We start from the raw sequence: 26,935 nt of genomic DNA, 5'->3' as shown, positions 1-26,935 counted from the left end.
ATGAGCAGAACGAAGAAGAAGGTCGGCGAGATCCGCATCGCCAAGCGGATCGTCACCATCGGCCACGAGACCTACCCGCTCGCCAACATCTCGCGGGTCCAGACCCTGCGCGTGGTCTGGCGCGGCAAGCTCGCGACGCTCTACCCGCTCCGCGAGATCGCCGCCCTGCTCCTCCTGGGCGGCGCGATCACCCTGGTCCTGCAGCGCGCCGGCCTCGGGTCCCGGCTCTCGGACGCCGACGCCGAGACCGTACGGCGGATCGGCACTGCCTTCGTCGCGCTGCTGGCCGTCCGGACCGCGTACCTGCTGGGGGTGCTGCTCTACCGGCTGCTGTTCCGGCGCAAGCGGTACGCACTGCTCATCGAGACGGCGGGCACGCAGTACACCGCGCTGTCCGGGACGGCCCGAAACGAGATCCACCGCATCCAGGCCGAGCTCGTCGCCGCGATCGAGGACCCGCCGTCCACGGAACGGATCCTGCACGTGGGAGGAGATCTCGTCGTCGGGGACAAGTTCGGCGGCGACAAGGTCGGCCGCGACAAGAACGTCCGGAGCGGATCCCCCGCGTAACCACCACCCTCACGAAGAGCAAAGAAGAAGGAGTCACAGATGTCCGACTACGTCTACGGGGACAAGTTCGGCGGCGACAAGATCGGCCGCGACAAGAACGTCCAGACCGGCGGCAGCGGCAGCACCTTCAGGATCGACAACTCCCCGGGGGTCTCGCCTGCCGAGCTGGACGCCGCCGTCGGTGAACTGCGCGCCTTCGTGGCCCAGTTGGCCCGGGAGGGGGTCGTGGCGGCGGACGGCAGCGTCACCGATGCCGGTGCGGTCGTCACGGCGGTGCGTACCCGGCCCGAGCGTCTGCGGGCGCTCGCCCGTGCGGTAGCGGGCGGCGCCTCGGACGGGGTGCTGGCAGCGGTGCAGGGCGGGGTGGCGACGCTGGTCACGGCGCTCGTCGGGGGGATGTGAGGGGCGGGCGTCAGGTTGCGAGCAGCCCGCTGCCGTACCAGTCCTTGGTGTCGCGGACGCCGGGCAGGGCGTAGAAGTAGCCGCCGCCGGTGGGGGAGATGTAGTCGACGAGGGGCTCGTCGATCAGGCGGGTCTGGGTGGCTTCGAACTGGCGCTTGACGTCCTGCTGGTAGCAGCAGAAGACCAGGCCCATGTCGAGGTTGCCGACGTTGTCGATGCCGCGGTCGTAGTTGTAACCGCGGCGCAGGATGCGGGAGTTGTCGGTCCTGGACGTGCGCGGGTTCGCCCGGCGGATGTGCGCGTCCAGAGGGATCGTGGTGCCGTGCGGGTCCTTGGCGTAGTTGGGGATGTCGGTCTCCTGGGCGCCGTCGAGCGGGGCGCCGGTGTCCTTGCGGCGGCCGAACATCAGCTCCTGTTCGCTGAGCGAGACCCGGTCCCAGAACTCCACCAGCATGCGGATGATGCGGATCACCTGGTAGCTGCCGCCGGTCGCCCAGGCGGGCTCGCCCTGACCGTTGCCGACCCAGATCAGGCGGTCGGTCTCCCGGGTGGAGGTGACGTCCGGGTTGGCTATGCCGTCCTTGAAGCCGAGCAGGTTGCGCTGCGCACCCGTCGGGCGCGGTGCGTTCTGGAAGCCGTCGATGCGCCATTTGATCTGCATGCCGCCACGCGTGTGCTTGGCGATGTCCCGCAGGGCGTGCAGCACGGTGTCCTGGCGGTCGGCGCAGATCTGCAGGGACAGGTCGCCGTGGCACTCGGCGGGTTTCAGATTGTCGTTGGGGAAGGTCCGCATCGCGGTCAGGCGGCGGGGCCTCGCGGATGCAAGGCCGTAGCGGTCGTCGAAGAGGGAGGCACCGACGCCTACCGTGACGGTGAGGCCGTCGGCGGGGACGGTCGGGCCGAGGATGCCGTTGTCGGCGGGAGGAGCGCCCACGCCCAGGTCGGCCGGGGTGCCGCCGGAGGTGAGGAAGCGGGCGCGGGTGGTTATGGTCCGCAGCAGCTCGGCCAGTTCGTCGCGGTCGTCGGCGATGACGTCGAAGGAAACGAAGGTGGCGGCCGCGGGAGCGGGGGTGAGGATGCCGGCCTGGTGGGCGCCGTGGAAGGGGACCTTGGCGGCGTTCTCCGTCTGGGTGGCCGCCTGCGCGCTGCCGCTGCTCTCTGCGAAGGCGAGTCCGCCGCCGGTCAGGATTGCTCCCGCGGCCCCGGCGCCGAGGGCCGTCTTCACGAAGGAGCGGCGGCGGGCACCGGCGGGGCAGCCGTCCTGCGGGGCGGGGGATTCGTCGGACGGCATGGGGGCGTTCCCTTCGCTGCGTACAGGGTCGTGGCGGTGTGGGGTTGTCATCAGGCGGACTTCCGGATCTCCAGCAGGTCGGGGACCGGGGCGAGGTCCTCCAGGAGCCGGCCGGTGGTTCCGTCCAGGCGGGCCCGCGCGGTCGTGTCGAGCCGGTCCACGGGGGTCCAGGAGCTGCCGTGGTGAGCCGCGTGAAGGAGCTGCTGCAGGCGGGTGATGTCCGCGTCGACGGTCGGCAGCAAGTGCGGGGAGCGGCTGGTGAGCAGGGGCCTGAGGACGGTGAGCAGTTCGCGGGTGCCGGCGAGGTTGGCGTCGGCGGTGGCGAGGTTGGTGCCACTGCCCTCCTCGGTGTCGCCGGTCAGCTCGAACTGCAGGGTGTTCTCGAGGATCTCGTGGGCGCGCAGTGGCAGGTCGGAGGGGGCGAAGTCCTGGCGCGGGAAGGCCTTGCGCAGCCCGGCGGTGTCGGCGGCCAGTTGTTGAGCCGGAGCGGTGAGCGCGGTCGCCGACTCGTCGTGCCACAGGCCGTACTCCAGGCGGTGGAAGCCGGTGAAACCCTTGTCGTGCACGCCGTCCGGCAGACCGTCGGCACTGCCGTTGATCTTCTGGTCGAAGTCCGCGAAGGTGCCGTAGGCGGCGCCCAGGGAGGCGTAGGTGCGGTGCGCGACGAGCCAGTCGGCGCGGGCCCGGCCGAGTTGGTCGCCCTTGATGTCGGAGGCGAGGGTGCGCGTCTGCCGGACAAGAGTGGCCAAGCCCTGGTCGACGTACGCCTTGTACTGGCCGAGCGGGCCTGCGAGGTCCTGCTCGGAGACGGGAACGACCGCCTGCGAGGCTCCCCCGCCGGTGACGCGGACCGCCTTGGAGGTCACGGCCGTGCCGCTGCTCGGGACGCACCGCCACGCGTACGTGCCGCCCGCGACGGTGGCGACCAGCTCGCGGGTGGTTCCGGGCGCCAGGCCCTCGACCTCTCCGTAGACGGCGTTCGTGGCCGGATCGACGAGGTAGGCCTCGGACGTCTTGTCGCCGGTGTTGTGCATCTGGAAGGTCTGCCGGCCGGGCTTGGGCGCACTGAATCCCTTGCCGCAGTCCTTCTCCGAGACGGCGACGGTCTGGGACGCGGCCGACTTGGGGTGGCCGAATGCGACGGCGACGCCCGCCATCACCGCGGGCACGGTGACGACGGCCACGGGGACCACCCAGGCGGGACGGCGCCGGGCGGGCGGAGCACCCTGCACTTCCTGGGCGGACGTCACCTCGTCGGCAGCGGGCTGCTTCGGTGCCGTGGCCCGCGCACCGCGCACGAACAGCGTCATCACTACGGCGAGGTAGGTGCCGTAGCCGAGGACCTGCAGCCAGGTCATGGCTGGCGTCAGATTGAACACGCCCTGGAGCAGGGTGCCGTACCAGGAGCCGGCGTCGATGCTGCCGCTCAGGTCGAACGCGTACGCCGTGCCCCCGGGCAGTACGCCGCCCTCCTGCAGGTCGCGCAGGCCGTAGCCGAGGACACCGGAGGCGATGACGATCAGGACGACGCCGGTGGCGGTGAAGAACCTCGTCAGGTTGATCTTCAGCACCCGCCGGTACAGGCCCCAGCACAGGGCGGCCGACAGCAGCAGGCCGACGGCGGCGCCCGTCAGGGGGCCCGCGGACTCGCCGGCCGCCTGCGCGGTGGTCCACAGGAACAGGGCGGTCTCCAGGCCCTCCCGGCCCACGGCGAGGAAGGAGGTGACGACCAGGACACCCGCGCCCATGCCGAGCGCGCTGGTGACCTTCTCCTTGATCTCGCCGGACAGACTGCGCGCCGAGCGTCGCATCCAGAACACCATGGCGGTGACGAAGGCGACCGCGATCAGGCTGAGGGTGCCGCCGAAGGCCTCCTGGGCGGTCGCGGACAGGGACGCGGCCGTGAAGGTGAGGACCGCGCCGAAGCTCATGGCGAGCGCGATCGCCGCGAGGACGCCCGTCCACACCTGCGGCAACCGGGAGCGGGCGTCGGCCCGCACGAGCGTCGCGACGAGGATGGAGACGATGAGCCCGGCTTCGAGTCCTTCCCGCAGTCCGATCAGGAAGCTCGGAAACGCGTCATCCCACATGCGGCCCTCATTAGCGTAGGCATGCCTAACCAAACGCGAACCATCATGACCTGCGGGTATGCAATCAGTCAGTCGCGGGAGGGTAATTCCGAGGCCAAAATCCCCAGCTGACGCGTTGTCACCCGTGTACCGATGGGGCGGCGGCGTGCGGTCAGCGGGACGCCGTCTGGTGGATCCCGGGGACGTCCAGTTCGTCGGCGCTGAGGAACTGGTTGTACGCGGTGACGTTGGTGAAGAAGATCGGGATGGGAAGGGTGAGCCCCGGTGGCAGTGGGGGCGGCATGCTCGGGGTGAACGTGACGGGGAGCAGGCCGAGGAGGTTCCCGCTGAGGACCTTGGTCAGCAGGACCACGGGCTGCCCGGTGGCCACCGTCGTGCTGGAGGGGGCGTCGGTCTCCAGCGTGCCCTGGCAGGGATACCAGGGGCCGGGGGCGGACGGGTCCACGCGGCCGATGCCGGGGATGCCCATGTCGAGCAGCGGCAACCGGAGGCCGGGCAGCCCGTGGAAGGGCGGAGCGGGCGGCGGGGGCTGGTTGCGGCCGCATCCGGGGGCAAGGAGAGGGGCCGTCTGGCGCAGGCTCGCAATGTCGACCCGGTACGCGGTGAAGACCAGGACCTCCTGGGGGCCGTACACCGTCGGCACCTCGGTGATGCCGTGATAGGTCAGGCCGGTGAGCACCAGCAGCGGGGTGACGACCCGGAACGGCTGGGCGGCGGTGCGTACGCGGTACGCGGCGGCATCGACACCCAGCCTGAGAGAGATCAGGGGCTGCGGAAGACACCAGCGCGATTGCTCGTCCCGACCGGAGCCGGCGCCCAGATCGATGTGCAGGGGCAGCAGTGACAGCGGCCCGTTCATCCGCCCGTCGGCAGGCAGTGGCGGGATGTCCAGACGCAGGACGGACGGCGGGACGTCGTCGGCGGAGCTGCTCGGCTGCTTGTCCGACGCGCCCGGCCCGGCCGCGTGGTCGGGCTTGCCGCGGGTCGGCGGGTCGGCGGGGTGGGCCGGCTGCGGAGTTGCACGGTCGTGCCGGGCAGCCGGCCCGTTGTCGTGTTTGTCGGGTGTGTCGGGTGATCCGTGCAGGCCGAGCAGGTCGGAGACCGAGCCGAGAAGGCCCGCTCCGGATGAAGCCGGGGGAGCGGGTGCGGGCTTGACGGAGGCCGGTCCGCGTCCGGGCCTGTGTTTGTCGTTCGTCTCGGTACGCGGCTTCGGCACAAGAGGGACGAGAGGCGCGTGCGGGCCGTGCACTACGGAGTCAGTGCCCGGGGTGCGGCCTCCGGTGCCGCGCGCGGGAGGTGCCGCCCCGGCCAGCAGTCCGCCGAGCAGAGAGCAGACGGTCAGGTGCGGGGCAGTGGTGTCGTCGACGGTGCTCTCGAGCACGCTCGGGGGATCGGCGCGGCTCGGCAGCACCCGGGGGAGGTGCGCCGGGGCCGGTTGCAGGCCGCCGGTCAGCAGGGCTCCGATCGGAAGCACACCGAGCGCCCGCATACGGCTGGTGCGCCAGGTCAGACCGTTCGGGCGCGGGCTGCCGCCGGCTTGTCCGCCGCCGACCGTATGACCTCCACCGCCTCCCCAGCCATCCGGTTCACCGGAACCGCCGGGGTCACCGGAGCCACCCGCCCCACCGGGACCGCCCGAACCACCGGAACCGCCCGAACCACCGGGGCCACTCGGACCGTCCGGCCCTTCCGGCCCTTCCGGATCGTCCGAGCCTCCAGTGCGGCCCGAGCCGTTGCCGCGACGCCAGTCCGGCCAGATCGGCGGCCGGACCGGAGGCCGCTCGTACGGCACCCAGCTCACCGCCATCGCGCCGCCGGTGATACCCAGCAGAAAACCGATCAGGAAACCGCCGAAATTGGAGAGCACGAGCGAGGCGACCGCCAGCACCAGCGTCGCGATGCCCGCGAACACCCGGTGGCCGGGCGACAGCCACATGCTGAGCGCGAGGACCACCAGGAAGATCCCCATGAGCGACCCCGCCACGCCGGCGATGCCTTCATGCATCATGACCGGCAACGGCGCGAACGGGATGGAGAGGATCTCGACCCCGGCCAGCAGCGTCCACACCCCGGCCCAGAACGGGCGGCTGCGCCGCCAGTCGCGGAAGGCGCTCCACCATCCGCGGCCCATCCCGTCAGCCTCTCCCTTCCTCCTGCCTCCGAGGTTCAGCCACGCACTACTCACTTCGATCCCCCGGAGTGTGGTGGTGTCCCTGATCCGCACCCGACGAGTGGTGACCTGTGTGGTCCGCATCAGAGGAGTGGTGACCCTCGTGGTCCGCACCAGAAGAGTCGTCGTCCCCCTGATCCGCATCAGCATCGAAACACGGGTTCGAGCCGACCTGCACGCTCAGGTGGAGCCCCGGCAGCCGGAACGTCGCCGCACTCACCGAACGGGTCTGCTGCCGCAGGTTGTCGATACGTACGGTGTCGGCCTGCTCGCCGAAGCCGCCGGGCTCGCCGTGCACGCCCGGCACACCCTGCACGGTCGCGGCATCCTGACCGATGTTGATGTTGTGGAAGAGCGCGTCGCCCTGCAGGTCGTGGCTGTCCGCGACGAGCCGGTCCGCGTGCGCGGGGGTCCCGCCGCTGCCCGAGGTCAGCCGCAGGGTGACGGGGCCGAGGACGGGCACGTCCTGTACGACGGACTGGCACAGGTCGTACAGGTCCGCGGACCGGATGCCGGAAAGAGCTTCCGGGTACGAGGCATGAGCGCCGCGGTCCAGCACACCGAACTGAACGAAGCCTTGCCCGTCGAGCGTGCTGGCCGAGATCTGGAAGCTCTCGCCGGAAACCGTGAACGAGTTCGGTGACACACCGAAGGACGCGGCCAGGGCGCCACGAGCCATCGCCGTGCACAGCGCTGCGGAGGCCAGCAGCGTGGGCACCATGGCCACGGCCAGGCGCCTCCATCGGGTGTGGCCCGTGAGACGTGTGCTCACGGTGGTCTGGGTGGCGCTGTCGGCGATGCTTGTCATCCCTCTCCCCGTCAGACAATCCGGGCCGGCCCGTCAGCGGGCCGAGAAGCCCCAAATTCCCGAGTCTCGGGCGGTACGCATCGCCAACTCCGGCGGAACCCGGGGGTGACTCCGAGAATCAGCGGCGGGACCCCAATGGACGGACGCATTCACCCGCGCGGCTCAAAGGGGAGGGGGAGGGGCGTTCAGCGGATCCTTGCGAGGAACCCCCAGGGCTTCAGCCCTTGGAGGAATCGCATCTGCTGCCAAGGCTCGTGCAGGCGGCGGCACTTGAGGCGACCCTGCATGCCTTTTGACTAGCAGGGTTTGGATCCGGCCTTCACGCTGAGGTGCAGGCCCGTGAGCCGGAAGGTCGCCGCCTTCACCTCTCGGGTCGACTGCCGCAGGTGATCGATGCGTACGGTGTCGGCCTGCTGTCCGAAGACTCCCGCAACGGAACCGGAACCGTCTTTGAAGGTCGAGGCATCCTGGCCGATGACGATGTTGTGGAACACCGCGTCGCCGCCGAGATCATCGGTGTGGACGACGAGATGGTCCGCATGCGCGGGCTTGCCGCCCCCGCCGGCGCCGATCCGCAGGGTGGTCTCGCCGACGACGGGGAGCTTGACGACCATCGACTGGCACAGGTTGTACAGGTCGGCCGAGTCGATCCCGGCGATGGCCTCCGGGTACGTCTGGGACTTGGACCGGTCCGTCGCGACGTACTGGGTGAACCCGGTGCCTTCCAGCCGGTCGGCGGTGATCTTGAGGTTCTGTCCCGAAACCGCCATGGACTGGGCCGAGACCGCGAGCGAGACGGGGAGTATGCCGCTGCCGACCCCCACCAGGAGCAGCGCGGACACCACCAGCGTCGGCACCATCACCAGGCCGAGCCGCCCCCACCGGGTGTGACCCGCGGGGCGGGGACCGGGCTCAGGGAACGTCATCACTGCCTCCCCGGCTCGAGCGGGGCCGAGCGGGGGTGGGACACCACCTGCGCCGCTGGCTGCGGCCGTCGGGCCACAGCCTCATTGCAACCTGCGGGGTGGGGGTCGGCAACCGGAGCCGGTGCGCAGTGATCAGCCGGGGCTTCGGGCGCCCTGGGATGTGCGGTGCGCCTCGCGCGCTCTTTCTCCCCGGGTTTCGTCTGGGGTTGGATGGGCCTGGCCCATGCCCGCAAACATCGAGGTCAGAGATGCATTTCACCACTCGTCCCACCCTCCAGGGCACCTTCGGGATGGTTTCCTCCACCCACTGGCTGGCTTCGCAGTCGGCGATGGCCGTCCTGGAGGACGGCGGCAACGCGTACGACGCGGCCGTGGCCGGGGCGTTCGTGCTGCACGTCGTCGAGCCGCACCTCAACGGGCCGGGCGGTGAGGTGCCGATCCTCCTCGCCCCGGCGGGCGGCGAGGTGCAGGTGCTGTGCGGCCAGGGCGTCGCACCCGCCGGAGCGACGGTCGCGCACTACCGGGGACTCGGGCTGGAGCTCGTCCCGGGCACCGGGCCGCTCGCCGCCGCCGTCCCCGGCGCGTTCGACGCCTGGATGCTCCTGCTGCGCGACCACGGCACCAAGCCCCTCGCCGAGGTCCTCAAGTACGCCATCGGGTACGCCGAGCACGGGCACGCGCCCGTGGAGAACGTCGGCGCGACCGTCGAGTCGGTACGGCAGCTGTTCGAGACGGAGTGGACCTCGTCGGCGGAGGTCTACCTGCCGGGCGGGAAGGCCCCGCGCCCCGGTGAGCTGCTGCGCAACCCCGCGCTCGCCGCCACCTGGAAGCGACTGCTCGCCGAGGTCGCAGGTGCGGGTGACCGGGTCGCGCAGATCGAGGCGGCGAGGGAGGTCTGGCGGTCCGGGTTCATAGCCGAGGCCCTGGTACGGCAGGCGCAGCGGCCCACCATGGACACCAGCGGCGAACGCCACACCGGCACCCTCACGGCCGCCGACCTCGCCGGCTGGTCCGCGACCTACGAGGCGCCGGCGACGTACGACTGGCACGGCTGGACCGTGTGCAAGGCCGGCCCGTGGAGCCAGGGCCCGGCCTTCCTCCAGCAGCTCGCGCTGCTCCCGCCCGAGCTGCCCGAGTACGGGTCCGCCGACTACGTCCACCTGCTGATCGAGGGCTGCAAGCTCGCCATGGCCGACCGGGAGGCCTGGTACGGGGACGCCGCCGAGGTCCCGCTCGACGAGCTGCTGTCGGCGGACTACAACGCGGCCCGGCGCGACCTCGTCGGCGACAAGGCCTCGTACGAGCTGCGTCCCGGCAGCCCCGGCGGGCGGGCCCCGCGGCTGAGCGGGCACGCGCGCGTGGTCGTCTCCGACGACCCTGGGTTCGACCCGATGGGCGCAGGTGAGCCGACGGTTGCCAAGCCGACCACGTCCCCGGTGCCGGGTGAGCCAGGCGCGCGTGCCGGGGCTGCATTTTCCCGGGGGGCAACCCCCGGGCCCCCGGCAGAAAAGCAGGCAGGCCACCATGACCGGCTCGGACGTCGCGCCGCAAACCCGAGTGAACCCGAGGTGCGCGCCGACGGCGCCACCCACGGCGACACCTGCCACCTCGACATCGTCGACCGTTGGGGCAACCTGGTCGCGGCCACGCCCAGCGGCGGCTGGCTGCAGTCCAACCCCGTCGTGCCCGAGCTGGGCTTCCCGCTCGGCACCCGGCTGCAGATGACCTGGCTGGAGGAGGGCCTGCCGAACTCGTTGACGCCCGGCCGCCGGCCCCGCACCACCCTCACGCCCTCGATCGCCCTGCGCGGCGGCGTCCCGGTCATGGCGTTCGGCACCCCCGGCGGGGACCAGCAGGACCAGTGGCAGCTGCACTTCTTCCTGGCCGTCGCCCTGCGCGCACCGGTCCGCGGCGGTCTCGACCTGCAGGGCGCCATCGACGCCCCGAACTGGCACAACGACGGTTTCCCGGGGTCTTTCTACCCGCGCGGCATGCGGCCGGGAAGCGTGACGGTCGAGTCCCGCACGGCCCCCGGCGTCGTCGAGGAACTGCGGCGCCGCGGGCACGACGTGACCGTCGGTGACCCCTGGTCGGAAGGACGCCTGTGCGCGGTCGCCCGGGACCCGGAGACCGGCATCCTGTCCGCGGCCGCGAACCCGCGGGGCATGCAGGGGTACGCGGTCGGTCGCTGATCGCGCACCGGGCCGCTGCCGAGCACGCCGAGTTCACGCCGATTCCACCAGGGATCCACCGGCGCGGCGGGGATTGTCAGTGGCGCGTGCTCTCATGGAGCCATGATCGAAGACAAGGAAACCATCGACGAGTTTCTCGTTCGCCACTCGGCCGACGTGGAGGAGGCGGTCCGCAAGGCCGCCGCGGCCGAGATCATGCCCCGCTTCCGCCGACTGGCCGCGCACGAGGTCGACCAGAAGGCCGGACCTCACGACCTGGTGACCGACGCCGACCGCCTCGCCGAGCAGTACCTCACGGACACCCTCGGCGCCCTTCTGCCCGGTTCGGTCGTGGTCGGCGAGGAGGCGGTGCACGCCGACCCGGTGACGTACGAGGCGATCCAGGGCGACGCCCCGGTCTGGATAGTCGACCCGGTCGACGGGACACGCCAGTTCGTGCGCGGCGAATCCGGATTCTGCACGCTGGTCGCCCTCGCGCACCGCGGAGTTCTGCTCGCCTCCTGGACCTACGCACCCGCGCGGGACCAACTGGCCACGGCCACAAGGGGCCAGGGCGCCTTCCTCGACGGCGAGCGGCTGTCCGCGGGCTCGCCCGTCCCCGGCCAGGACCTCCAAGTGGCCACCTCCCACCCGGACTACACGACCGACGAGCAGAAGCGCGCCCTGCTCGGCCTGCGGACCGACGGTGTGGCGTTCCGGTCCTGCGGCTCGGCGGGCCTCGAGTATCTCGCCATAGCCCGCGGCGAGTTGGATGCCGTCGCCTTCTCCTGGGAGGCGGCGTGGGATCACGCGGCGGGAATCCTGCTGGTCGAGGAGGCGGGCGGCGCCCACCTCACCCTCAGCGGGGAGCCCTTCCGCATCACAGGTGGCAACGTCCTGCCGTTCACGGCCGCACGCGACACGGCGACGGCCCGCCGGGTGCACGGGCTGCTGTCCGGTACGACCTGATCCAGGCACCCGTCCAGGCCGGCCCAGGGGGCCTGATCAGCGTGGACCACCCGCCGCCGGAGACTGTCAGTGCCCCGGCATATCCTGATCCTCAGAGGCCATCGGCTGACGAAGGGGTCCGAAGGTGCCGTCGATGCTCGATGCTGTCGTGGTGGGTGCGGGGCCGAACGGACTGACGGCCGCCGTGGAACTGGCCCGCCGCGGCTTCTCCGTGGCGGTGTTCGAGGCCCGCGACACCGTCGGCGGAGGAGCCCGTACCGAAGAGCTCACCCTGCCCGGCTTCCGGCACGACCCGTGCTCCGCGGCCCACCCCCTCGCCATCAACTCCCCGGTGTTCCGCACCATGCCCCTGGAGCGCTACGGCCTGGAGTGGCTGCACGCCGAGCTGCCCATGGCGCACCCCTTCACCGACGGCACCGCCGCCGTGCTGTCCCGCTCCGTCGCGGAGACGGCCGCATCCTTCGGCCCACGGGACGCGGGCGCCTACCGCAGGCTGGTCGCGCCCTTCCTCCCCAACTGGGACACCCTGGCCCGCGACTTCATGTCCCTGCCCCTCACCGCGCTCCCACGCGACCCGGTGACCCTCGCCCGCTTCGGCATGGTCGGCCTGCCCCCGTCGACCTGGCTGACCCGCCGCTTCCGGGACGAGCGGGCGAAGACCCTGTTCGCGGGCCTCGTCGCGCATGTGATGGCGCCGCTGAACGGCTTCGCCACGGGCGCCATCGGCCTGGTCTTCGCCCTCGCCGCACATGCCCGCGGCTGGCCCGTGGCCCGTGGCGGCTCGCAGTCCATCTCCGACGCGCTCACCGCGTACCTCAAGGACCTGGGTGGCCTGGTCCACACGGACTACGAGGTCAAGCGCCTCGACGACCTGCCGCCCGCCCGCGCGTACGTCTTCGACACCTCGCCCACCGCCCTGGCCCGCATCGCGGGCTTCGGCCGCTACTACGAGGGCTACAAGTACGGCCCCGGAGTCTTCAAGGTGGACTACGCGCTGGACGGCCCGGTGCCGTGGACCGCCGAGGAGGCCCGCGCCGCCGGCACCGTGCAGATCGGCGCGAACAGCGCGGAGATCGGCGCCGCCCTGACCGCGGCCTCCCGGGAGGGCAGGGCACCCGACAAACCCTTCATGATCACGGTCCAGCCCGGTGTCGTCGACCCCACCCGTGCCCCCGAGGGCAAACAGGTCTTCTGGGCCTACGGTCACGTCCCCAGCGGCTGGACAGGCGACCTCACGGAGGCCATGGAGCGCCAACTGGAGCGCTTCGCCCCGGGGTTCCGTGACCGCGTCCTCGCCCGCGCCACCGCGGGCCCGCCCGAACTCGCCGCCCGCAACGCCAACTACATCGGCGGCGACATCGCCTCCGGCGCGGTCTCCGGACTCCAGATCCTGCTGCGCCCCAAGCTCTCCCTCTCCCCGTACAGCACCCCCCACCCGGCAGTCTTCATCTGCTCGTCGGCCACCCCACCCGGGCCCGGGGTACACGGCATGTCCGGGCACAACGCCGCGAAGGCGGTCTGGAGAAGGCTGAGGCAGACATGACGCCGACCATCACGCTCGCCAAGGGCGACATCACCCGCGAGAGCGCCGACGCGATCGTCAACGCCGCGAACTCCTCCCTGCTCGGCGGCGGAGGCGTCGACGGCGCCATCCACCGCCGCGGCGGCCCCGCGATCCTCGAGGAGTGCCGCAAACTCCGCGCCTCGCAGTACGGCAAGGGCCTGCCCACCGGCCAGGCGGTCGCCACCACCGCGGGCGAGCTCGACGCACGCTGGGTGATCCACACGGTGGGCCCGGTCTGGTCGTCCACCGAAGACCGCTCGGAGCTGCTCGCCTCCTGTTACCGGGAATCACTGCGCGTGGCCGACGAGCTGGGTGCCCGGACGGTCGCGTTCCCGGCGATCTCCACCGGGGTGTACCGGTGGCCGATGGAGGATGCGGCTCGTATCGCGATGGAGACGGTGCGGTCCGCCACGACCGCGGTCGAAGAGGTGCGGTTCGTCCTCTTCGACGACCGGGCGTACGAGGTGTTCGCCCGGCAGGTCGGCTGAGCCCGTTGAAAGAGGCCTTGCAATGCCCGGCGAAGAGATCCGCCCACCCGACTTCCTCGATCTCGTACCGGATCCCGACGCCCGGACACAGGGCCGCCTTCTGCTGGGCATCCGCCACTTCGACGAGTCTTTCCTGCTCACCGTGTCCCTCTCCCAGGGGCTCGGCTCCAGTGACCTGTGGCTGGACCGGGGGCGGGCGGGCAAGGCCCGGCTCGCGGAGTTCCGCCGCATCGGCGACCGGGTGCTCTTCCTCGTACGGAACAAGCACTTCCTGACCCTGGGCGACCCGGCCGCCGTACGCGCGGGCGACGAGTCCTTCGCGCCCTCCGTGGTCTGGAGCGGGCCGGTGCTGCGGGAGGAGAACGGCGTGGTGGTCGTGGACGCCACCGATCTGGTGGTGGCCGATCACGACCGCGTGGCCGAGCATCTGCACGAACGCGACCAGGGCGACTACGAGATCGACCCGGCGACAAGCGTGCCGCTCGTCGCCGACAGCCGCACCGGCCCGCGCGCCACCCGCCTCCCGGCCCTGCTCACCTTCCGCGGTCCCGGCCGGGGCGCGGCGGTCCGGGCCGTCGCCGCCGACCCGCGTGCCCTCACGCTCGTCCAGCAGCTCACCCTCCTCCGGCTGCCCGCGCGCCCCATGCCTGCCCGCGGCTACCACCCCGCCTCGGGCGGATACGGCATCGGCTACGCCGACCACGGCCTGGTCGGACGGGCCGCGACCCAGGTCAAGTTCCAGCCCCGCTTCCGAGTTGAAGCCCCCGATACGCCCGACACAGGCCGTCCGATCGTCTTCCAGGTCGACCCGGCCATCCCCGAGCCGCTGCGCTCGGCGGTCGTCGAAGGCGGCAACTGGTGGCAGGAGGGCTTCGCGCGGATCGGGCTCTCGGACGCGTACCGGGTCGAGGCGGGCGGCGCTGACTTCGACCCGTACGACCCCGACGTCAACGGCGTGGTGTGGGTGCACCGCGAAGGGCGTGGCTGGTCCCTCGGGCAGGGCCTGACCGATCCGCGCACGGGCGAGATCCTGCACGCCCGGGTCCGCCTCGGCTCCCAGCGCGTCGAGCAGGTCCGCGCGCTCGGCGAGGCACTGCTCGCGCCCTACGGCCGCCCCGACGAGGCCGAACGGCTCGCCGCCGTGGAGGAGTTGGTCCTCGCACGGCTGCGTCAGCTCGCCGCGCACGAGATCGGGCATGCGCTCGGGTTCATGCACAACTACGCCAGTACGCACCACCCCAAGCCGTCGGTCATGGACTATCCGCACGCGCGCGTCACGGTGACGCCGGACGGGAACCTCGACCTCTCCGATGCGTACGCCACCGGACTCGGCCCCTGGGACCACTTCCTCGTCGCCCATGCGTACGGCGACTCTTCCGACGACCAACTCGCGGCCCTGCGCCGCGATGCCGCCGACTCCGGCCTGCTCTACGTCACCGACGAGGACGGCCACGAGCCGCTCGCCGCCCACGCCGACGGGGTGCCGTGGGTCACCACTGGCGATGCCCTCGACGCGCTGGACACGATCCTCCAGGTACGCCACATCGCCCTGACGGGCTTCTCCCGAGGAGTGCTGCCGCCCGACCGGCAGACCGGCGAGCTGGAGGAACGGGCGGTACTGCTGCAGTTGCTGCACCGCCACGAGGTGACGGCCGTCGCCCGGCTGATCGGCGGAGTGCGGTACGCGTACGGCCTGGCGGGCGAGACCGGTACCGGTACCGTGCCCGTCGACGCCCGCACCCAGCGACGTGCGCTGACCCGGCTCGCCGAGCTCCTGCGCGCAGAGCAACTGGCCCTGTCCACCGCTGTGTTGGAAGCCCTCACCCCGCCCGCGATCCGCTACCACCGGACCGCTCAGTACTTCGACACCGCTGCGGGCCTGGTCTTCGACCCCTTCGCGGCGGTCCGGGCCGCGGCGACCCTGGTCACCGAACCCCTCCTCGACCCCGCGCGCCTCAACCGCCTGGCCTGGCAGCACGCCGCCGACCCGGCCGTACCCGGTGTCGCGGAACTTCTCACCGCGCTCCTGGCGGCGACCTGGCGCCGCGACGATCCAGTACCCGCCGACGTCCCCGCGGGCGCGACGGTGCAGCACACCGCCGACTGGGCCCTGCTCCACCATGCCCTGCGTACGCTCGACTCCGAAGCCCTGCATGCCCCGGTCCGCTCGGAGCTCCGTGCCGTTCTGCGTGAACTCGCCCCGGATCTGCGGCAGAAGGGCGGCGACCACCACGAGGAGGCGGCCGAGCTGATCACGGCCTACCTGGCCGCCCCGGACTCCGTCCGGCTCGACCCGCCGCCGCGTGTGCCGCCGGGGGCGCCCAACTGAGGCTCCGCCAGGGAGTGGAGCGGGGGGGTGAAAGGACCGGCGGGCCCACGAGGCGTTCGCCGCGCAGGCCCGCCGGCCGTCAGTCGTCGATCCGATGCTCAGCCGTCGATGCGGTGCGTGCTCCAGAAGGACGTCAGGTCCGTGGTCGTCGCGGCCTGCGCGGCCGCCTTGAACTCGGCCGTGGTCGAGACGCCGTACCAGTGCGAAGTGGCGTAGTCCTTCAGCAACTTGGTCATCGTCGTGTCGCCGAGGAGCCGCCGCAGGTCGTGCAGGGCGCACTTGCCGTAGCCGTAGACGACGGTGGAGTAGCGGGACGAGTGGGCGTCCCAGTAGGCCATGGAGTTGGTGATCTTCTCCGCGGACGAGGCCCAGGAGACGCTGTTCCAGCAGTTCGTGCCGGTCTTGCCGAGCGCCAGGTCGGTGGCGTAGTCGGTGAACGCCTCATCCAGCCAGGGGCTGTTGTACTCGTCGTCGCCGACGATGCCGTACCACCACTGGTGACCGATCTCGTGGGTGAGAGCGGTGGTGCTGACGAGGTCGAGGACGAACCCGGGGTACTCCATGCCGCCGAACCAGTAGTTGTTGTCGATCACCGCGTCCAACTCGCCGTACGGGTATGCCCCGAAGCGCGCCGCATGGGCGTCCACGGCCGACTTGGCGGTGCTGAGCATCGACTGGGCGTCGGAGGAGCTGATGCCCGAGACGGAGTAGATGTTGATCGCTGTTCCGGCCGTCGAGGTGCCGGAGATCTTGCTGAACGGACCGGCCGCCCAGGCGAAGTCACGGACCTTGGAGGCGGTCGCGGTGGTGACGGTACGGCCGCTGGAGCCCGGCGTGTCCGTCGAGGTGCCGGTGGCCGGGACCAGCAGGGTGCTCGGGTGGTCGAGGGTCACCTTGAAGTCGGCGGCCAGGGAGTAGAACGACTCGCCGTTGTTGGTGTACGGGTCCAGGTGCCAGCCCGAGCCGTCCTTGACCGCGAGGACGGGCAGCGCGTTGCCGATGTTGTTGAAGGCCCCGTCGTGGCCGAACCGGTCCGCGCCGCTCGGCACGGTGATGCCGAGGTCGAAGCCGATCGTGGCGGACTGCCCCTGCGCCAGCGGTGTCGGCAGGGTGATCTGCAGGGCCGTGCAGCCGACGGACAGCGAACCCGCCGTACCGCCGCTGACGTTGGTGACCGTGATCGGCATGGCGTCGCAGGTGCCGTGGTAGTTGTCCCACAGCCTCAGGTACACCTCGCTCAGCGCGGTCGAGGAGGCGTTGGTGAAGGTCGCGCTCTCATGACCGGTCCATACGGTGCCGCTGGTGTTGCTGCTGAGGCTGACCGTGTACGAGGGCGTGGCGGGCGTGCGTGTGGAGTCCGCCGGCGGGGTGCTGTCCCCGGAGGTGTCCAGGGCGATGTCGTCGAGGACGAAACTGGTCTGCAGATTGGAGTCCTCGGTGCCGGTGAAGGCGAGGCTCACGGTCTGCCCGGCGAACGCCGAGACGTCGAGCGTCTTCTTCACGTACCCGGTGTTCTTGTCGAGGTTCGAGTACGTCGCCAGCGTCGTACCGCCGATCTTCGCCGTCAGCTTGTCGTACGCGATCGACGAGGTCGTCTCGGTGGTGTCGATGTGGAGCCAGAAGGAGAGGGTGGCGGTGCTGCACCCGGACGGGATCGTGACGCTCTGGGAGAGGGTGTCGGTGTGGGTGCCGCCCGTTCCGTCCAGCCAGGCGTAGCTCGTGCCGCCGTGTGCGCTCTGGCCGGAACGGTTGGTGATGACGCTCGTCGAGGACTGGGTCCACGGTGAAGTGCCGCTCTCGAAGCCGCCGTTGGTGACCACCTGGGCCGGGGTGCAGGCTGCCGCGGCCGACGGGGCGGCTGCCGCAGGGGCGGTGGGCAGGGAGACGGCGGCCAGCGCGGCGACTGCCAGTGCGCGCACGGCGATGGATCTGTGGGGGGTCTTTCTCACGCGAAACTCCTTTGCGGCGGCCGGGATCCCGGCCTGCTCGGTGCCGCCCGGTCGGCTGGGGTGCGCCTGGGGGCGGCAGTGGGCTGCGTGTATCGGTGGTGCGACCGCTGTAGCGTGGCAGATTTGTCGGGGGCATGCCATGAAAAGGGGTAAAGCGGGTTGGGGTGATCGCCGGGAAATCGCCGCCGAGAGGGAGGACCATGGGCCTAGGTGGCGGCAGTCTTCGCCTGTCGACGAGAGGACCGGCTGGTTATGGCACGGGTCGGAGTGAACGGCGTGGAGCTCTACTGCGAGACGGCCGGGGACGGCGATCCATTGGTCCTGGTGCACGGATCATGGGGCGATCACAACAACTGGACCCCGGTCCTCGGCGCCCTCGCGGAGCGATTCCGGGTCCTCGTCTACGACCGGCGCGGACACAGCCTCAGCGAACGCCCGCCCGGGCAGGGGAACCGCACCGAGGACGAGGACGACCTTGCGGCACTGATGGAGACCCTGGGGTACGCGCCGGCATATGTGGCGGCCAACTCCTTCGGAGCCTCGACCGCACTGGGCCTGGCCGCCAGACGACCCGAACTCTTCCGGGGGCTCATCGCCCACGAGCCCCCGCTGCTGGCCATCGTGGCCGACGTACCCGAGCTGCAGCCGCTGATGACGGATGCAGCGAAGAAGATCGAGTCCGTGATCGCCCACCTGCGCGCGGGCGAAACCCTGGCGGGAGCACGCGAGTTCGTGGAAGAGGTCGCGCTGGGCCCCGGCATGTGGGAGCGGCTGCCGGACCCGGTCCGGGAGACCTTTCTGCGCAACGCCCCCACCTTCGCTGACGAGCAGGCCGATCCGAACTGGGCCGGCCTCGACCTCGACCGCCTCGCCGGCTACACCGGGCCCGCCCTGCTGTCGAAGGGCACGGAGAGCCCGCCGTGGTTCGCCACCATCGTCAGCCGGCTGTCCGCGGCCCTGCCGCACGCACGGACGCACACCTTCGAAGGCGCGGGGCACATCCCTCATGCGACGCATCCGGACGCTTACGTCGACCTCGTGACCGGTTTCGTCGAAGGGGCGGCCCGCCGGTCTCCGTGACCCATGGATCTACGGGGCCATCAGGGTCTGCGTGGGATCAGTCGCCGTCGCCGAAGGCCGCGTGCCCCTGTTGTCCCTGCTCACCCTGGGCGACCTCGATGCCGGTGTGCAGATCGGTGGCCGCGTCCAGAGCCGCCGTCGCCGATACGGCCACGCACGCGAGGAGCAGGCAGGCCAGGGAACGGGGGAGCAGGCGGGCGGCGGGCGCGGGGGTGCTCAGGAGGGCGGTGACACGGCGGGGGACCGGGCCCGCCGTGGCCGTCAGCGACAGGCGGGGGCGGGCGGAGGAGCCTGCCGCGCGGGCCGCAAGGGCGGCGCGGCCGACGGCTCGGGCGGTGAGCGCGCGGTCCCCCGTCGCCTGCGCCGCGGATTCGTCCGCCCAGCGCTCCAAGGCGTACGAGAGGGGCGCGCGCAGGCCGCGCAGGGCGGGGTGCAGCGCGACGGCGAGCTCGGCGGCCGCGAGGAAGACGTGGTGGCGGCCGGTGAGGTGGGCGCGTTCGTGGGCGAACAGCACCTCGCGTTCGCCGGCGCTGAGGGCGCGCAGCATTCCGGTCGTCACCACGATGCGGCCGGGCCGTCCGGGAAGGGCATAGGCCTCGGGCCGGTCGTCGTGCCGTACGCAGAGGTCGCCGGCGCTCGCCCCGCTGCGGAACTGGCGGTGCGCGGCGCGCAGTTCGCGCAGGTGGCGGCGGGTCCGGTCGAGGACCAGGACGCCGAGAGCGGTCAGCGCGAGGGTGGCGAGGACCGCGGCGGGCACGGTGGCGGGCGAGCCGTCGCCCAGCAGATGCGGGGAGAGGTGGGCCGCCCGGGCGACGAAGGGCAGCCGCAGCGCGCCGGCCAGGGCGAGCATGCCCAGCGCCGCCGTACTGGAGAGGGCGAGGACCAGCGCGAGAGCCGTCAGCACCCAGGCGGCCGTCCGCGGCCGCAGCTGCTCGGCGCCACGCCGGGCCACGGGCACGGCGAGGAACGGCATGAGCAGCGGGAGCCACACGGCGTAGATCACGGGATTCCTCCAGGGGCCACCGGGCCGTAGTCGACCAGCCTACGCGCCGCAGCCGACAACAAGATCAGTAAGGCGCTGTTCACACGCTGTCCTCACCGCCCTCGGGGCCGCCCTCCAGGAGCGTGCGCAGGAGCTGTTCGTCCTCGGGGCTCAGATCGGAGACGAAGCGGGCGAGGACGGTGCCACGGTCCTCGTCCTTGTCGAGTTCGGCGTGCATACGGCGGGCCGTGAGACCGGGGGAGTCCTGGGCCGGGGCGTAGGCGTAGCCGCGGCCGGAGCGCGCGCGGGTGACCGCGCCCTTGGCGTGCAGACGCGTGAGGATCGTGGTCACGGTGGTACGGGCGAGACCGCCGCCGAGCTCCAGCTGGACGGCGCCGGGCGTGAGGGGTGCGTCGGCGGCCCACAGTGCGGCCAGCACGCTCGCCTCCAGCTCGCCGGACGGCCGGCGGTCCGTGCGCCCGTCGGCCGGGCCGCCGGCCGGCTCGTCAATCTGCCCCTCGGGCATGGGAACACTCCTCGGCTCTGATTCGTCTACAGTTCGGTAGACGGTCTACATGACTGTAGTCGCTCGATGCGGGTCCGTGCCCGCTCCATCCACGTCCCAGTATGAGAGGGGTCGCCTCCGTGGCAGCTGCCCAGTTCGCCGTGGCCCAGGCGGTGAACGTCCTGGATGCCGGATCCCTGCTGTCCGCCTTCGGCGCGCTCGGCATCGCGGTCGTCATGTTCGCCGAGACCGGCCTGCTGGTCGGGTTCTTCCTGCCCGGCGACTCCCTGCTGTTCACGGCCGGGCTGCTGTGTGTCCCAGGCGTCCGTGGATCCGTGCACCTGTCGCTTCTGCCGGTGCTGGCGGCCGCAGTGGTCGGCGCGCTGCTCGGTGCCCAGACGGGGTACTGGCTCGGGCGGCGGGGCGGCCGCGCGCTGCTGGCCCGCAGCCGTGCGAAGAAGCTGCACGAGGGCGCGGCGCGGGCCGAGGAACTGCTCGCGCGCTACGGGCATGCGAAGGCGGTGGTCCTGGCCCGCTTCGTGCCGGTCGTTCGTACCGTGCTGAACCCGCTGGCCGGGGCGCTCGACGTGCCGGTGCGCGTCTTCACCCTGTGGCAGGTGATCGGCGGCCTTGTCTGGACGGTCGGTCTGGTGCTGGGCGGCTACGCGCTGGGTTCGTCGGTGTCGAACGTCGACCGCTACCTGCTGCCGCTGGTCGCGCTGGTGGTCCTCCTCTCCCTCACCCCCATCGCTCTCGAAGCCCGGCGCGCACGTGCCCGCCGCGCCTCCGAGGGGACCTCCTCGTGACCGGCCTCGCCTTCGGCGGCGCCTCGGTGGACGGCGGCGCGTACACCTGGATCACCGGCCTTGCCCGCCATACCCCGCACGCCGTGAACACCGTGATCGCCGCATGGTCCGACTACGGCCTCGCGCTGTTCGGCGTCCTGATGCTCGCGGCGTGGTGGCGGGCCCGCAGCGCGGGGGAGACACGGATGGTCCGGGCGCTGGCGGTACCTGTGGTCGTGGTGGTCTGTTACGCGGTCGATGTACTGGTCAAGTCGGCCGTGGCCGAGCGCAGACCCTGCCGGACGCTGCACACCGTCACGGTCGAGGCGTGCCCGGCCGCGGGCGACTGGTCGTTCCCCAGCAACCATGCGGTGATCGCCGGGGCCGCTGCGGTGGCGCTGTGGCTCGCGCACCACCGCCTCGGCCGGATCGCGGCCCTGGCCGCCGTCCTGATGGCCGCCTCCCGGGTCTGGACAGGCGTGCACTATCCGCACGACGTGGCCGTGGGGCTGGCATTCGGGGCGGCCCTCGCCTGGCCCCTCATGCTGCTGGCGAACCGGGCCGCCCCCCTCGTCGACCGCGCAGCCGGCACTCGGCTCAGGCCGCTGGTGACGGCCTCATGACGGGGCCGGAGCGGGAGCGGGACGGGCGGGGCGGGGGTTCGGCCGGAGCTGGGGACGCCGCTGAACGTGGCGCCGAGGCGGGACGCGATGGGCGCGTCGGCGGGCCTGGCGGTGGTGCAGGGCGCGGCGGAGAGGCTGCTGGGTCTGCTGGTGATGGCGGGCGCGGCGGGCCTGGTGCCGGATCCGGTGGGGGTGCCGGGTCTGGCGGAGAGGTTGCTGGGTCTGGTGGTGGTGCTGGGCGGGGTGGGGGTGCCGGGTCTGGCGGAGAGGTTGCTGGGTCTGGTGGTGGTGCTGGGCGCGGTGGGGGTGCTGTTGGGTCGGGTGGTGATGGCGGGCGCGGGGGGCCTGATGCCGGAACCGGTGGAGGCGCCGGGGACGGCGGAAAGGCTGCCCAAGTAGCCAGGCGTTCAGCACGGGGACCGACCGGGAGAGGACGGCGGTGGGCGGTGCGTGGTGCGCAGGCGCGCGATTCTGCCGGGCGGCCGAGCACGAGTCCGAGCGGACGAGGGCCGAGCGCCAACCGGAGCGGACGCGGGCCGGGGCGAACCGGCACAGGGCCGGGCGTGCACCGGACCGGTCAAGGTCCGGGCGTGGACTGGACCGGACGGGGGTCGGGCGTGCACCGGACCGGACGAGCGCCGGTGCTGCTCGCCGTCGTGTGTGCCCTGCTGTTCGCTGCCCTTGCGACCGCGGTGGCCCTGCGCCACGGCGCTCTCCTGCCCGGGGACGCTTCGGCCCACGCGTGGGGGCTCGCGCACCGGCCCCCGGAGGCGGTCGCGCTCGCGCGCGGGATCACGGCGACGGGGACGGGACCCTGGCCCTACGTACTCGTGGTGATCGCCGGGTTCCTCGCGGGGAGCACCACACGTGAGCGGCTCCGGATCGCCGTCGTCGTCCTGATCGTGCTGGTCGCCGGGCAGCTGGTCCGCACCGGAGTGATGGAACTGTTCGCGCGGGCCCGCCCGGCCCCTGCCGACTGGGCGACGCATGCGTCCGGCTTCGCGTTCCCCTCCGGTCACGCCACCACCTCGGCCCTCACCGCCGGTCTGCTGTGCTGGGCGACGACTCGTCGCACTCGCGCGGATCTCGCCCGTACGACCTGCACGCTCGCGGTGTGCTGGGCGGTAGCGGTCGGCCTGACCCGCGTGTACCTCGGGGTGCACTGGGCCAGCGACGTCATCGGCGGCTGGCTGCTCGCCGCCGTGTGGCTGAGCCTGTGGTGGGGCTGGGCCCGCCGGCTGCCCGTGGAGTCGAGCGGGCGCGACGGGCCCGGGGCGCCCGGTGCGGGTACGGCGCCGGATGCTTCCGACGCGCCACCGTCCTAGGAAACCCCCACCCACCACCCCGCGTCCCACCCACAACTCCCGCACACCGCCCAACCGGTACCGCACAACCGCCGATGGAGGACCATGCCCCCCAAGATCCTGGTCGTCGAGGACGATCACGCCCTGCGGGACGTGTTGCTGCGTGGATTGCGGGACGAGGGCTTTGACACCCTGCCGGCTGCCGACGGCGCGACCGCGCTGCGGCTGGCCGGGGACGAGGTGGCTGCGGCCGTGCTGGACGTCGGGCTGCCGGATGCGGACGGGCGTGACGTGTGTCAGGCGTTGCGGGCGAACGGGTTCGTGGCCCCCGTCATCTTTCTGACCGCACGGCAGGGACTGACCGACCGGCTGTCCGGGTTCTCCGCGGGCGGCGACGACTACCTGCCCAAGCCCTTCCACCTGGTGGAACTCGCCGCCCGGCTGCGCGCGGCCCTCAAACGCGCCGCGCCCCCGCCCCGCCCCGCGGCCGGCGACCTCGTACTGGACGCCCTGCGGCACCGACTGACCGTGCGCGGAACCGAGGTCGACCTCACGCCGACGGAGTTCCGGCTCCTTGCCCCCCTCATGGCTGCCCCCGGTGAGATCGTGAGCCGTCGTGAACTCGTCCGGGCGGGCTGGCCGGAGGGCGCCCAGGTCAGCGACAACACCCTCGACCAGTACCTGACCCGGCTGCGCCGCAAGCTGCGCGAGGCGGGCAGCGACGTGACGATCGGCACCGCGCGCGGCATCGGACACCGGCTGACATGACCGCGCTCCGACCCCGGCCGACCCCACGCGCCCCGCGCACCGGGCTCCGTCCCCGTCTCGTCCCCCGCACCCTGCGCGGCCGGCTCTCCCTGGTCGCGCTCACCACCGCCGCGCTCCTGATGGTGATCCTCACCGTCGTCTTCAACACCGTGGTCCGCCACCACCTGCGGCGCCAGGCGGACGACGAACTGCGCACCCGAGCGGCCGCCGTCGCCACCACCGTCGACACCGGCGGCCCGCGGGTGCGGGTCCTGGAGACGGTCAACGACCAGCTCCTGGATGCGAACGTGTGGATCTACGCCGGCCCGCGGCTGCTGGAACAACCGCCGTCCGCCGGCCCGCTCACCCAGGTCGCCGAAGGCCTGGCCCGCCAGGGCGGACGGCGTTGCGTCACGGCCTCGGGCCACGGATCGGGCCCCGTCCGCCTGTGTTCCGAGCCCGTCCCCGGCGCACGGCAGGCGGCCACCATTGTCACGGCCCTGGACCTGTCCCCGTACCGCAGTTCGGCCGACACCCTGCTGCTGGGCTCGTTCGCCCTGGACGCCGTGATGCTCGCCTGCACCTACGCGCTGACCCGGCTCGCGGTGGGACGCGCGCTGCGTCCCGTCGGAACGATGACCGACCAGGCGACCCAGTGGAGCGCGGTGGCTTCCGAGGAACGGTTCGGCAGCGCGGACCGACCGGCCGAACTCGCGCGGCTGGGCGCCTCGTTGGACGCCCTCCTTGACCGTATCCGCGCGGTGCTGCGGCATGAGCGGCAGCTGACCGGCGAGCTCTCGCACGAGCTGCGCACACCGCTCAGCAGGATCGTCGCCGAGCTGGACTGGTACCGCTCCCGGCCCCGCACGGCGGCCGAGACCAGGGCCGTGCACGAGACGCTCGCCGAGGCCGCCGAGTCGATGCGCACCATCTGCGACACCCTTCTGACCAGCGCCCGTGAGGACGCGACCACCGCCGCTCCCGGCACCGCCCCCGTCCTGCCCATCCTGCACCGCCTCGCCGAACGGGCGGACGCCCCCGACCACGTGACGGTCACGGTCGAGGCGGCCGTAGGCACAGACGGCGTCGGCGGCACGGACGGGCGGCTGGAGGCCGGCGTGCAGGTCGCCATGCTCGAGCGGATCGTCAGCCCGCTGCTGGCCAACGCCCTGCGGTATGCCGAGTCGAGCGTCACCCTGCACGCGGACCGGGACGGCGGCGGCGTACGCATCCGTGTCACGGACGACGGACCGGGCGTGCCGCCCGCGTTCGCCGGACAGCTCTTCCAGCCCGGCCGCCGCGCCGACCCGGACGACGGACACGGCGGAGCGGGCCTGGGGCTGCCGCTGGCGCGGCGCCTGGCCCGCTCCGCGGGGGGCGAGGTCTCCTACGACCCCGAACTCACCCCTGGTGCACGCTTCGTGGTCAGACTGCCGTCCGGCTGACGCCGCCCGCGGGACGCCGCTCGCGCGCATGGGCGTACCCCATCAGCCCGACCAGTACGGCCAGCAGAACCGCCGACGATCCAGCCGTGCCGAGATCGAGGCCGCCCTTGGCGACGGGCTTGGTGAGGAAGTCGCCGGCCGTCGCACCGAGCGGCCGGGTCAGCACGAACGCGAGCCAGAACAGCAGCACGTTCGGCACCACGGGCACCTTCATCAGGGCGACCAGGACGGCGAGCACCCCGCCCACGAGCAGCGCACCGCCGGCATAGCCGAGGCCGGAGCTGTCGGAGAGGAAGTCGCCCATGGAGGTGCCGAGCGTGTTGGAGACGAGGATCGCCGACCAGAACAGCGCCTCGCCGCGGAAGGTGACGATGTCCCGGATGACGAACGTCATCCCGGTCAGCTTCCACACGGCGAAGATGACGACCAGGAGCGAGATCAGGATCGCGGCGCCCGCCGGATAGCCGAGGCCCAGGCCCTGCGGCCCCCAGCCCAGCGAAGTGGCGCCGCCCGAGAGGTACTTGGCGCTGGCGTCGCGGTTCATGAAGTCGGACATCGTGGTGCCGGCCATGCTGGTCGACAGGATGACGGTCCAGTAGAAGAACGGGTTGTAGCGCCTTGACCTGAGCTGGACGACCAGCGTCACGACGAAGACCAGGAACAGGGCGATCGTGGTCAGGAAGTAGCCGAGCTTGAGGGTCTGCGAGAAGAGGTCGCCCGCTGTCTCGCCGAGGGTGGTCGCCGCGATCTTCATGATCCAGAAGGCCAGGGTGACCTCCGGGAGCTTCTTCAGTACATCGCGCCGGCCGGCGGCGGCGTCGAGGTCGCTGAGGACCGTCGACTCCGCCGCCTCTGTGGGGGGTTGTCGGGTCATGCGGTGGGGATCTCCTGTCGTCGTTCTGGTTCGGTGACGTCCTTGCGGGTGATCGCGAGGAAGACGACCAGGCCGAGGATCACCGTGAGGAACAGCGCGCTCGTCACCACGGTGCCAAGGCCGAGGCCGCCGTCCCCGGTGGGCTGGGAGAGGTAGTCGCCGACCGAGGCGCCCAGCGGGCGGGTCAGGACGTAGGCGATCCAGAAGCTCCACACCGCGTCCAGGCCGAGCGCGAAGCGCGCGACGGCGACCGCGGCGATGGCCAGCGCGAACAGCACGGCGGAGACCCAGTAGCCCAGGTCCATGCGCTCGGCGACCAGGTCGCCGGCCGACGTGCCGAGGGCGAAGGTGAAGAGGACCGCGAGCCAGTAGAAGGACTCCCGGCGCGTGGTGTCGACGCTGTGGATGGACAGGGTGCGCTCGCTGCGGTACCAGGCGACGAACACGACCGCCAGCAGGATCGCGAACACCGTGGTGGTGGTCTCCAGCGGCACGCCCATGTTGTCGGTCAGGTTGTCGCTGACGAGAGTGCCGACGACGCTGATGAGGGCGACGGCGAGCCAGTACACGCCGGCCCGGTAGGCGTTCGTACGGAACTGGACGACCAGCACCACCGCGAGCAGCGCGCTCATCAGCAGCGACACACCGGTCAGGCCCAGTCCGGCCTTCTCGTTCAGCAGGTCGGCCGCCGTCTCGCCGACGGTGGTGCACAGCACCTTGATCACCCAGAAATATACGGTGACTTCGGGAATCTTGTTCAAACGCAAGCGCGATCGGTGCCGAGCGGACGGCGGTTCGGTCGCGGTGCCGTAGGCCGCAGTCGCCTCAGTGGTCCCGGACGTATCTGATGTCATACGGCCGAC

General features: G+C 71.9%; 24 protein-coding genes. 14 read left to right on the top strand and 10 right to left on the bottom strand.

Annotated features, from left to right (window positions below; all coding sequences use genetic code 11):
* Together IH68_RS0142010 and IH68_RS0142005 are read left to right on the top strand one after the other, a co-directional pair.
* Window positions 1-570: a DUF6232 family protein gene (locus tag IH68_RS0142010; protein WP_030946980.1), complete on the top strand. Its 570-nt coding sequence runs from the start codon at window positions 1-3 to the stop codon at window positions 568-570.
* A 39-nt stretch (window positions 571-609) separates the two neighbouring features.
* On the top strand, window positions 610-972 hold the full coding sequence (locus IH68_RS0142005) for a hypothetical protein (RefSeq protein ID WP_030946977.1): 363 nt from the start codon (window positions 610-612) through the stop codon (window positions 970-972).
* A gap of 10 nt (window positions 973-982) precedes the next feature.
* Here IH68_RS0142005 and efeB read toward each other — a convergent pair whose 3' ends face one another.
* The 5 genes from efeB to IH68_RS0141980 form a co-directional block, all read right to left on the bottom strand.
* Window positions 983-2,263 (bottom strand): iron uptake transporter deferrochelatase/peroxidase subunit, encoded by a 1,281-nt coding sequence (gene efeB / locus IH68_RS0142000; RefSeq protein ID WP_030946976.1) that lies wholly within the window; start codon window positions 2,261-2,263, stop codon window positions 983-985.
* 50 nt (window positions 2,264-2,313) lie between these two features.
* Window positions 2,314-4,353: an iron uptake transporter permease EfeU gene (efeU, locus tag IH68_RS0141995; protein WP_030946974.1), complete on the bottom strand. Its 2,040-nt coding sequence runs from the start codon at window positions 4,351-4,353 to the stop codon at window positions 2,314-2,316.
* 151 nt (window positions 4,354-4,504) lie between these two features.
* A complete protein-coding gene (locus IH68_RS52120) occupies window positions 4,505-6,484 on the bottom strand; it encodes a DUF6114 domain-containing protein (protein ID WP_051833986.1) in 1,980 nt (659 codons plus the stop codon).
* Window positions 6,485-6,530: 46 nt separating this feature from the next.
* Window positions 6,531-7,331 (bottom strand): DUF6230 family protein, encoded by an 801-nt coding sequence (locus tag IH68_RS0141985; protein ID WP_051833985.1) that lies wholly within the window; start codon window positions 7,329-7,331, stop codon window positions 6,531-6,533.
* A 296-nt stretch (window positions 7,332-7,627) separates the two neighbouring features.
* Window positions 7,628-8,257: a DUF6230 family protein gene (locus IH68_RS0141980; RefSeq protein WP_030946968.1), complete on the bottom strand. Its 630-nt coding sequence runs from the start codon at window positions 8,255-8,257 to the stop codon at window positions 7,628-7,630.
* Between the two features lie 248 nt (window positions 8,258-8,505).
* On the opposite strand from IH68_RS0141980, the gene IH68_RS0141975 reads away from it, so the two are divergent.
* The 5 genes from IH68_RS0141975 (at window position 8,506) to IH68_RS0141955 (ending at window position 15,778) form a co-directional block, all read left to right on the top strand.
* Window positions 8,506-10,449 carry a gamma-glutamyltransferase family protein gene (locus IH68_RS0141975; protein WP_030946966.1) on the top strand — a complete coding sequence of 648 codons (1,944 nt, stop codon included), beginning with the start codon at window positions 8,506-8,508 and terminating at the stop codon, window positions 10,447-10,449.
* Between the two features lie 102 nt (window positions 10,450-10,551).
* Complete coding sequence (locus IH68_RS0141970) at window positions 10,552-11,397, top strand: inositol monophosphatase family protein (RefSeq protein WP_030946964.1); 846 nt, start codon at window positions 10,552-10,554, stop codon at window positions 11,395-11,397.
* Between the two features lie 133 nt (window positions 11,398-11,530).
* Window positions 11,531-12,940, top strand: a complete 1,410-nt coding sequence (locus tag IH68_RS0141965) for a phytoene desaturase family protein (protein WP_030946961.1) — start codon at window positions 11,531-11,533, stop codon at window positions 12,938-12,940.
* Entirely contained in the window at window positions 12,937-13,449 is a 513-nt protein-coding gene (locus IH68_RS0141960) for an O-acetyl-ADP-ribose deacetylase (RefSeq protein WP_030946957.1), read from the top strand. Before IH68_RS0141965 ends, IH68_RS0141960 begins: the two co-directional genes overlap by 4 nt.
* A gap of 22 nt (window positions 13,450-13,471) precedes the next feature.
* Complete coding sequence (locus tag IH68_RS0141955; RefSeq protein WP_030946955.1) at window positions 13,472-15,778, top strand: zinc-dependent metalloprotease; 2,307 nt, start codon at window positions 13,472-13,474, stop codon at window positions 15,776-15,778.
* Window positions 15,779-15,876: 98 nt separating this feature from the next.
* Here IH68_RS0141955 and IH68_RS0141950 read toward each other — a convergent pair whose 3' ends face one another.
* Complete coding sequence (locus IH68_RS0141950) at window positions 15,877-17,727, bottom strand: M1 family metallopeptidase (RefSeq protein WP_030946953.1); 1,851 nt, start codon at window positions 17,725-17,727, stop codon at window positions 15,877-15,879.
* Window positions 17,728-17,979: 252 nt separating this feature from the next.
* Here IH68_RS0141950 and IH68_RS0141945 point away from each other — a divergent pair, with 252 nt between their 5' ends.
* Window positions 17,980-18,807: an alpha/beta fold hydrolase gene (locus IH68_RS0141945; RefSeq protein WP_030946950.1), complete on the top strand. Its 828-nt coding sequence runs from the start codon at window positions 17,980-17,982 to the stop codon at window positions 18,805-18,807.
* Between the two features lie 37 nt (window positions 18,808-18,844).
* Here IH68_RS0141945 and IH68_RS0141940 read toward each other — a convergent pair whose 3' ends face one another.
* Both IH68_RS0141940 and IH68_RS0141935 read right to left on the bottom strand, forming a co-directional pair.
* Complete coding sequence (locus IH68_RS0141940) at window positions 18,845-19,810, bottom strand: M56 family metallopeptidase (RefSeq protein WP_037886145.1); 966 nt, start codon at window positions 19,808-19,810, stop codon at window positions 18,845-18,847.
* 79 nt (window positions 19,811-19,889) lie between these two features.
* Entirely contained in the window at window positions 19,890-20,315 is a 426-nt protein-coding gene (locus tag IH68_RS0141935) for a BlaI/MecI/CopY family transcriptional regulator (RefSeq protein ID WP_030946944.1), read from the bottom strand.
* A 101-nt stretch (window positions 20,316-20,416) separates the two neighbouring features.
* Between IH68_RS0141935 and IH68_RS57420 the strand changes: the two genes are divergently transcribed.
* From IH68_RS57420 to IH68_RS0141905, 6 genes are all read left to right on the top strand, one after another.
* Complete coding sequence (locus IH68_RS57420; RefSeq protein WP_051833984.1) at window positions 20,417-21,100, top strand: DedA family protein; 684 nt, start codon at window positions 20,417-20,419, stop codon at window positions 21,098-21,100.
* Window positions 21,097-21,702, top strand: a complete 606-nt coding sequence (locus IH68_RS57415) for a phosphatase PAP2 family protein (protein ID WP_030946940.1) — start codon at window positions 21,097-21,099, stop codon at window positions 21,700-21,702. The genes IH68_RS57420 and IH68_RS57415 overlap by 4 nt, the downstream gene beginning before the upstream one ends.
* A 66-nt stretch (window positions 21,703-21,768) precedes the next feature.
* The gene (locus IH68_RS0141920; protein WP_030946936.1) at window positions 21,769-22,101 is read left to right on the top strand and encodes a hypothetical protein; all 333 of its coding nucleotides are present in this window, start codon (window positions 21,769-21,771) and stop codon (window positions 22,099-22,101) included.
* Window positions 22,102-22,292: 191 nt separating this feature from the next.
* Window positions 22,293-23,027 carry a phosphatase PAP2 family protein gene (locus tag IH68_RS0141915; protein WP_234341765.1) on the top strand — a complete coding sequence of 245 codons (735 nt, stop codon included), beginning with the start codon at window positions 22,293-22,295 and terminating at the stop codon, window positions 23,025-23,027.
* Between the two features lie 84 nt (window positions 23,028-23,111).
* Window positions 23,112-23,774, top strand: a complete 663-nt coding sequence (locus IH68_RS0141910) for a response regulator transcription factor (RefSeq protein WP_030946929.1) — start codon at window positions 23,112-23,114, stop codon at window positions 23,772-23,774.
* On the top strand, window positions 23,771-25,198 hold the full coding sequence (locus tag IH68_RS0141905) for a sensor histidine kinase (protein ID WP_030946925.1): 1,428 nt from the start codon (window positions 23,771-23,773) through the stop codon (window positions 25,196-25,198). Before IH68_RS0141910 ends, IH68_RS0141905 begins: the two co-directional genes overlap by 4 nt.
* On the opposite strand, the gene IH68_RS0141900 is transcribed toward IH68_RS0141905, so the two are convergent.
* A complete protein-coding gene (locus IH68_RS0141900; protein WP_030946922.1) occupies window positions 25,179-26,072 on the bottom strand; it encodes a membrane protein in 894 nt (297 codons plus the stop codon). The genes IH68_RS0141905 and IH68_RS0141900 overlap by 20 nt on opposite strands.
* Window positions 26,069-26,926 (bottom strand): membrane protein, encoded by an 858-nt coding sequence (locus tag IH68_RS0141895; RefSeq protein WP_030946918.1) that lies wholly within the window; start codon window positions 26,924-26,926, stop codon window positions 26,069-26,071. The genes IH68_RS0141900 and IH68_RS0141895 overlap by 4 nt, the downstream gene beginning before the upstream one ends.
* Window positions 26,927-26,935 lie beyond the last annotated feature (9 nt).

This window comes from Streptomyces sp. NRRL S-646 (assembly GCF_000720765.1).
GTDB lineage: Bacteria > Actinomycetota > Actinomycetes > Streptomycetales > Streptomycetaceae > Streptomyces.
This window is presented reverse-complemented; position numbering and strand designations above follow the sequence as displayed.

Excerpts from the sequence above, each read along its gene's own strand:
- IH68_RS0142010 (WP_030946980.1), top strand. The coding sequence starts at position 1 with ATGAGCAGAACGAAGAAGAAGGTCGGCGAGATCCGCATCGCCAAGCGG.
- IH68_RS0142005 (WP_030946977.1), top strand. The coding sequence starts at position 610 with ATGTCCGACTACGTCTACGGGGACAAGTTCGGCGGCGACAAGATCGGC.
- efeB (WP_030946976.1), bottom strand. The coding sequence starts at position 2,263 with ATGCCGTCCGACGAATCCCCCGCCCCGCAGGACGGCTGCCCCGCCGGT.
- efeU (WP_030946974.1), bottom strand. The coding sequence starts at position 4,353 with ATGTGGGATGACGCGTTTCCGAGCTTCCTGATCGGACTGCGGGAAGGA.
- IH68_RS52120 (WP_051833986.1), bottom strand. The coding sequence starts at position 6,484 with ATGGGCCGCGGATGGTGGAGCGCCTTCCGCGACTGGCGGCGCAGCCGC.
- IH68_RS0141985 (WP_051833985.1), bottom strand. The coding sequence starts at position 7,331 with ATGACAAGCATCGCCGACAGCGCCACCCAGACCACCGTGAGCACACGT.
- IH68_RS0141980 (WP_030946968.1), bottom strand. The coding sequence starts at position 8,257 with ATGACGTTCCCTGAGCCCGGTCCCCGCCCCGCGGGTCACACCCGGTGG.
- IH68_RS0141975 (WP_030946966.1), top strand. The coding sequence starts at position 8,506 with ATGCATTTCACCACTCGTCCCACCCTCCAGGGCACCTTCGGGATGGTT.
- IH68_RS0141970 (WP_030946964.1), top strand. The coding sequence starts at position 10,552 with ATGATCGAAGACAAGGAAACCATCGACGAGTTTCTCGTTCGCCACTCG.
- IH68_RS0141965 (WP_030946961.1), top strand. The coding sequence starts at position 11,531 with ATGCTCGATGCTGTCGTGGTGGGTGCGGGGCCGAACGGACTGACGGCC.
- IH68_RS0141960 (WP_030946957.1), top strand. The coding sequence starts at position 12,937 with ATGACGCCGACCATCACGCTCGCCAAGGGCGACATCACCCGCGAGAGC.
- IH68_RS0141955 (WP_030946955.1), top strand. The coding sequence starts at position 13,472 with ATGCCCGGCGAAGAGATCCGCCCACCCGACTTCCTCGATCTCGTACCG.
- IH68_RS0141945 (WP_030946950.1), top strand. The coding sequence starts at position 17,980 with ATGGCACGGGTCGGAGTGAACGGCGTGGAGCTCTACTGCGAGACGGCC.
- IH68_RS0141935 (WP_030946944.1), bottom strand. The coding sequence starts at position 20,315 with ATGCCCGAGGGGCAGATTGACGAGCCGGCCGGCGGCCCGGCCGACGGG.
- IH68_RS57420 (WP_051833984.1), top strand. The coding sequence starts at position 20,417 with ATGAGAGGGGTCGCCTCCGTGGCAGCTGCCCAGTTCGCCGTGGCCCAG.
- IH68_RS0141910 (WP_030946929.1), top strand. The coding sequence starts at position 23,112 with ATGCCCCCCAAGATCCTGGTCGTCGAGGACGATCACGCCCTGCGGGAC.
- IH68_RS0141905 (WP_030946925.1), top strand. The coding sequence starts at position 23,771 with ATGACCGCGCTCCGACCCCGGCCGACCCCACGCGCCCCGCGCACCGGG.
- IH68_RS0141900 (WP_030946922.1), bottom strand. The coding sequence starts at position 26,072 with ATGACCCGACAACCCCCCACAGAGGCGGCGGAGTCGACGGTCCTCAGC.
- IH68_RS0141895 (WP_030946918.1), bottom strand. The coding sequence starts at position 26,926 with ATGACATCAGATACGTCCGGGACCACTGAGGCGACTGCGGCCTACGGC.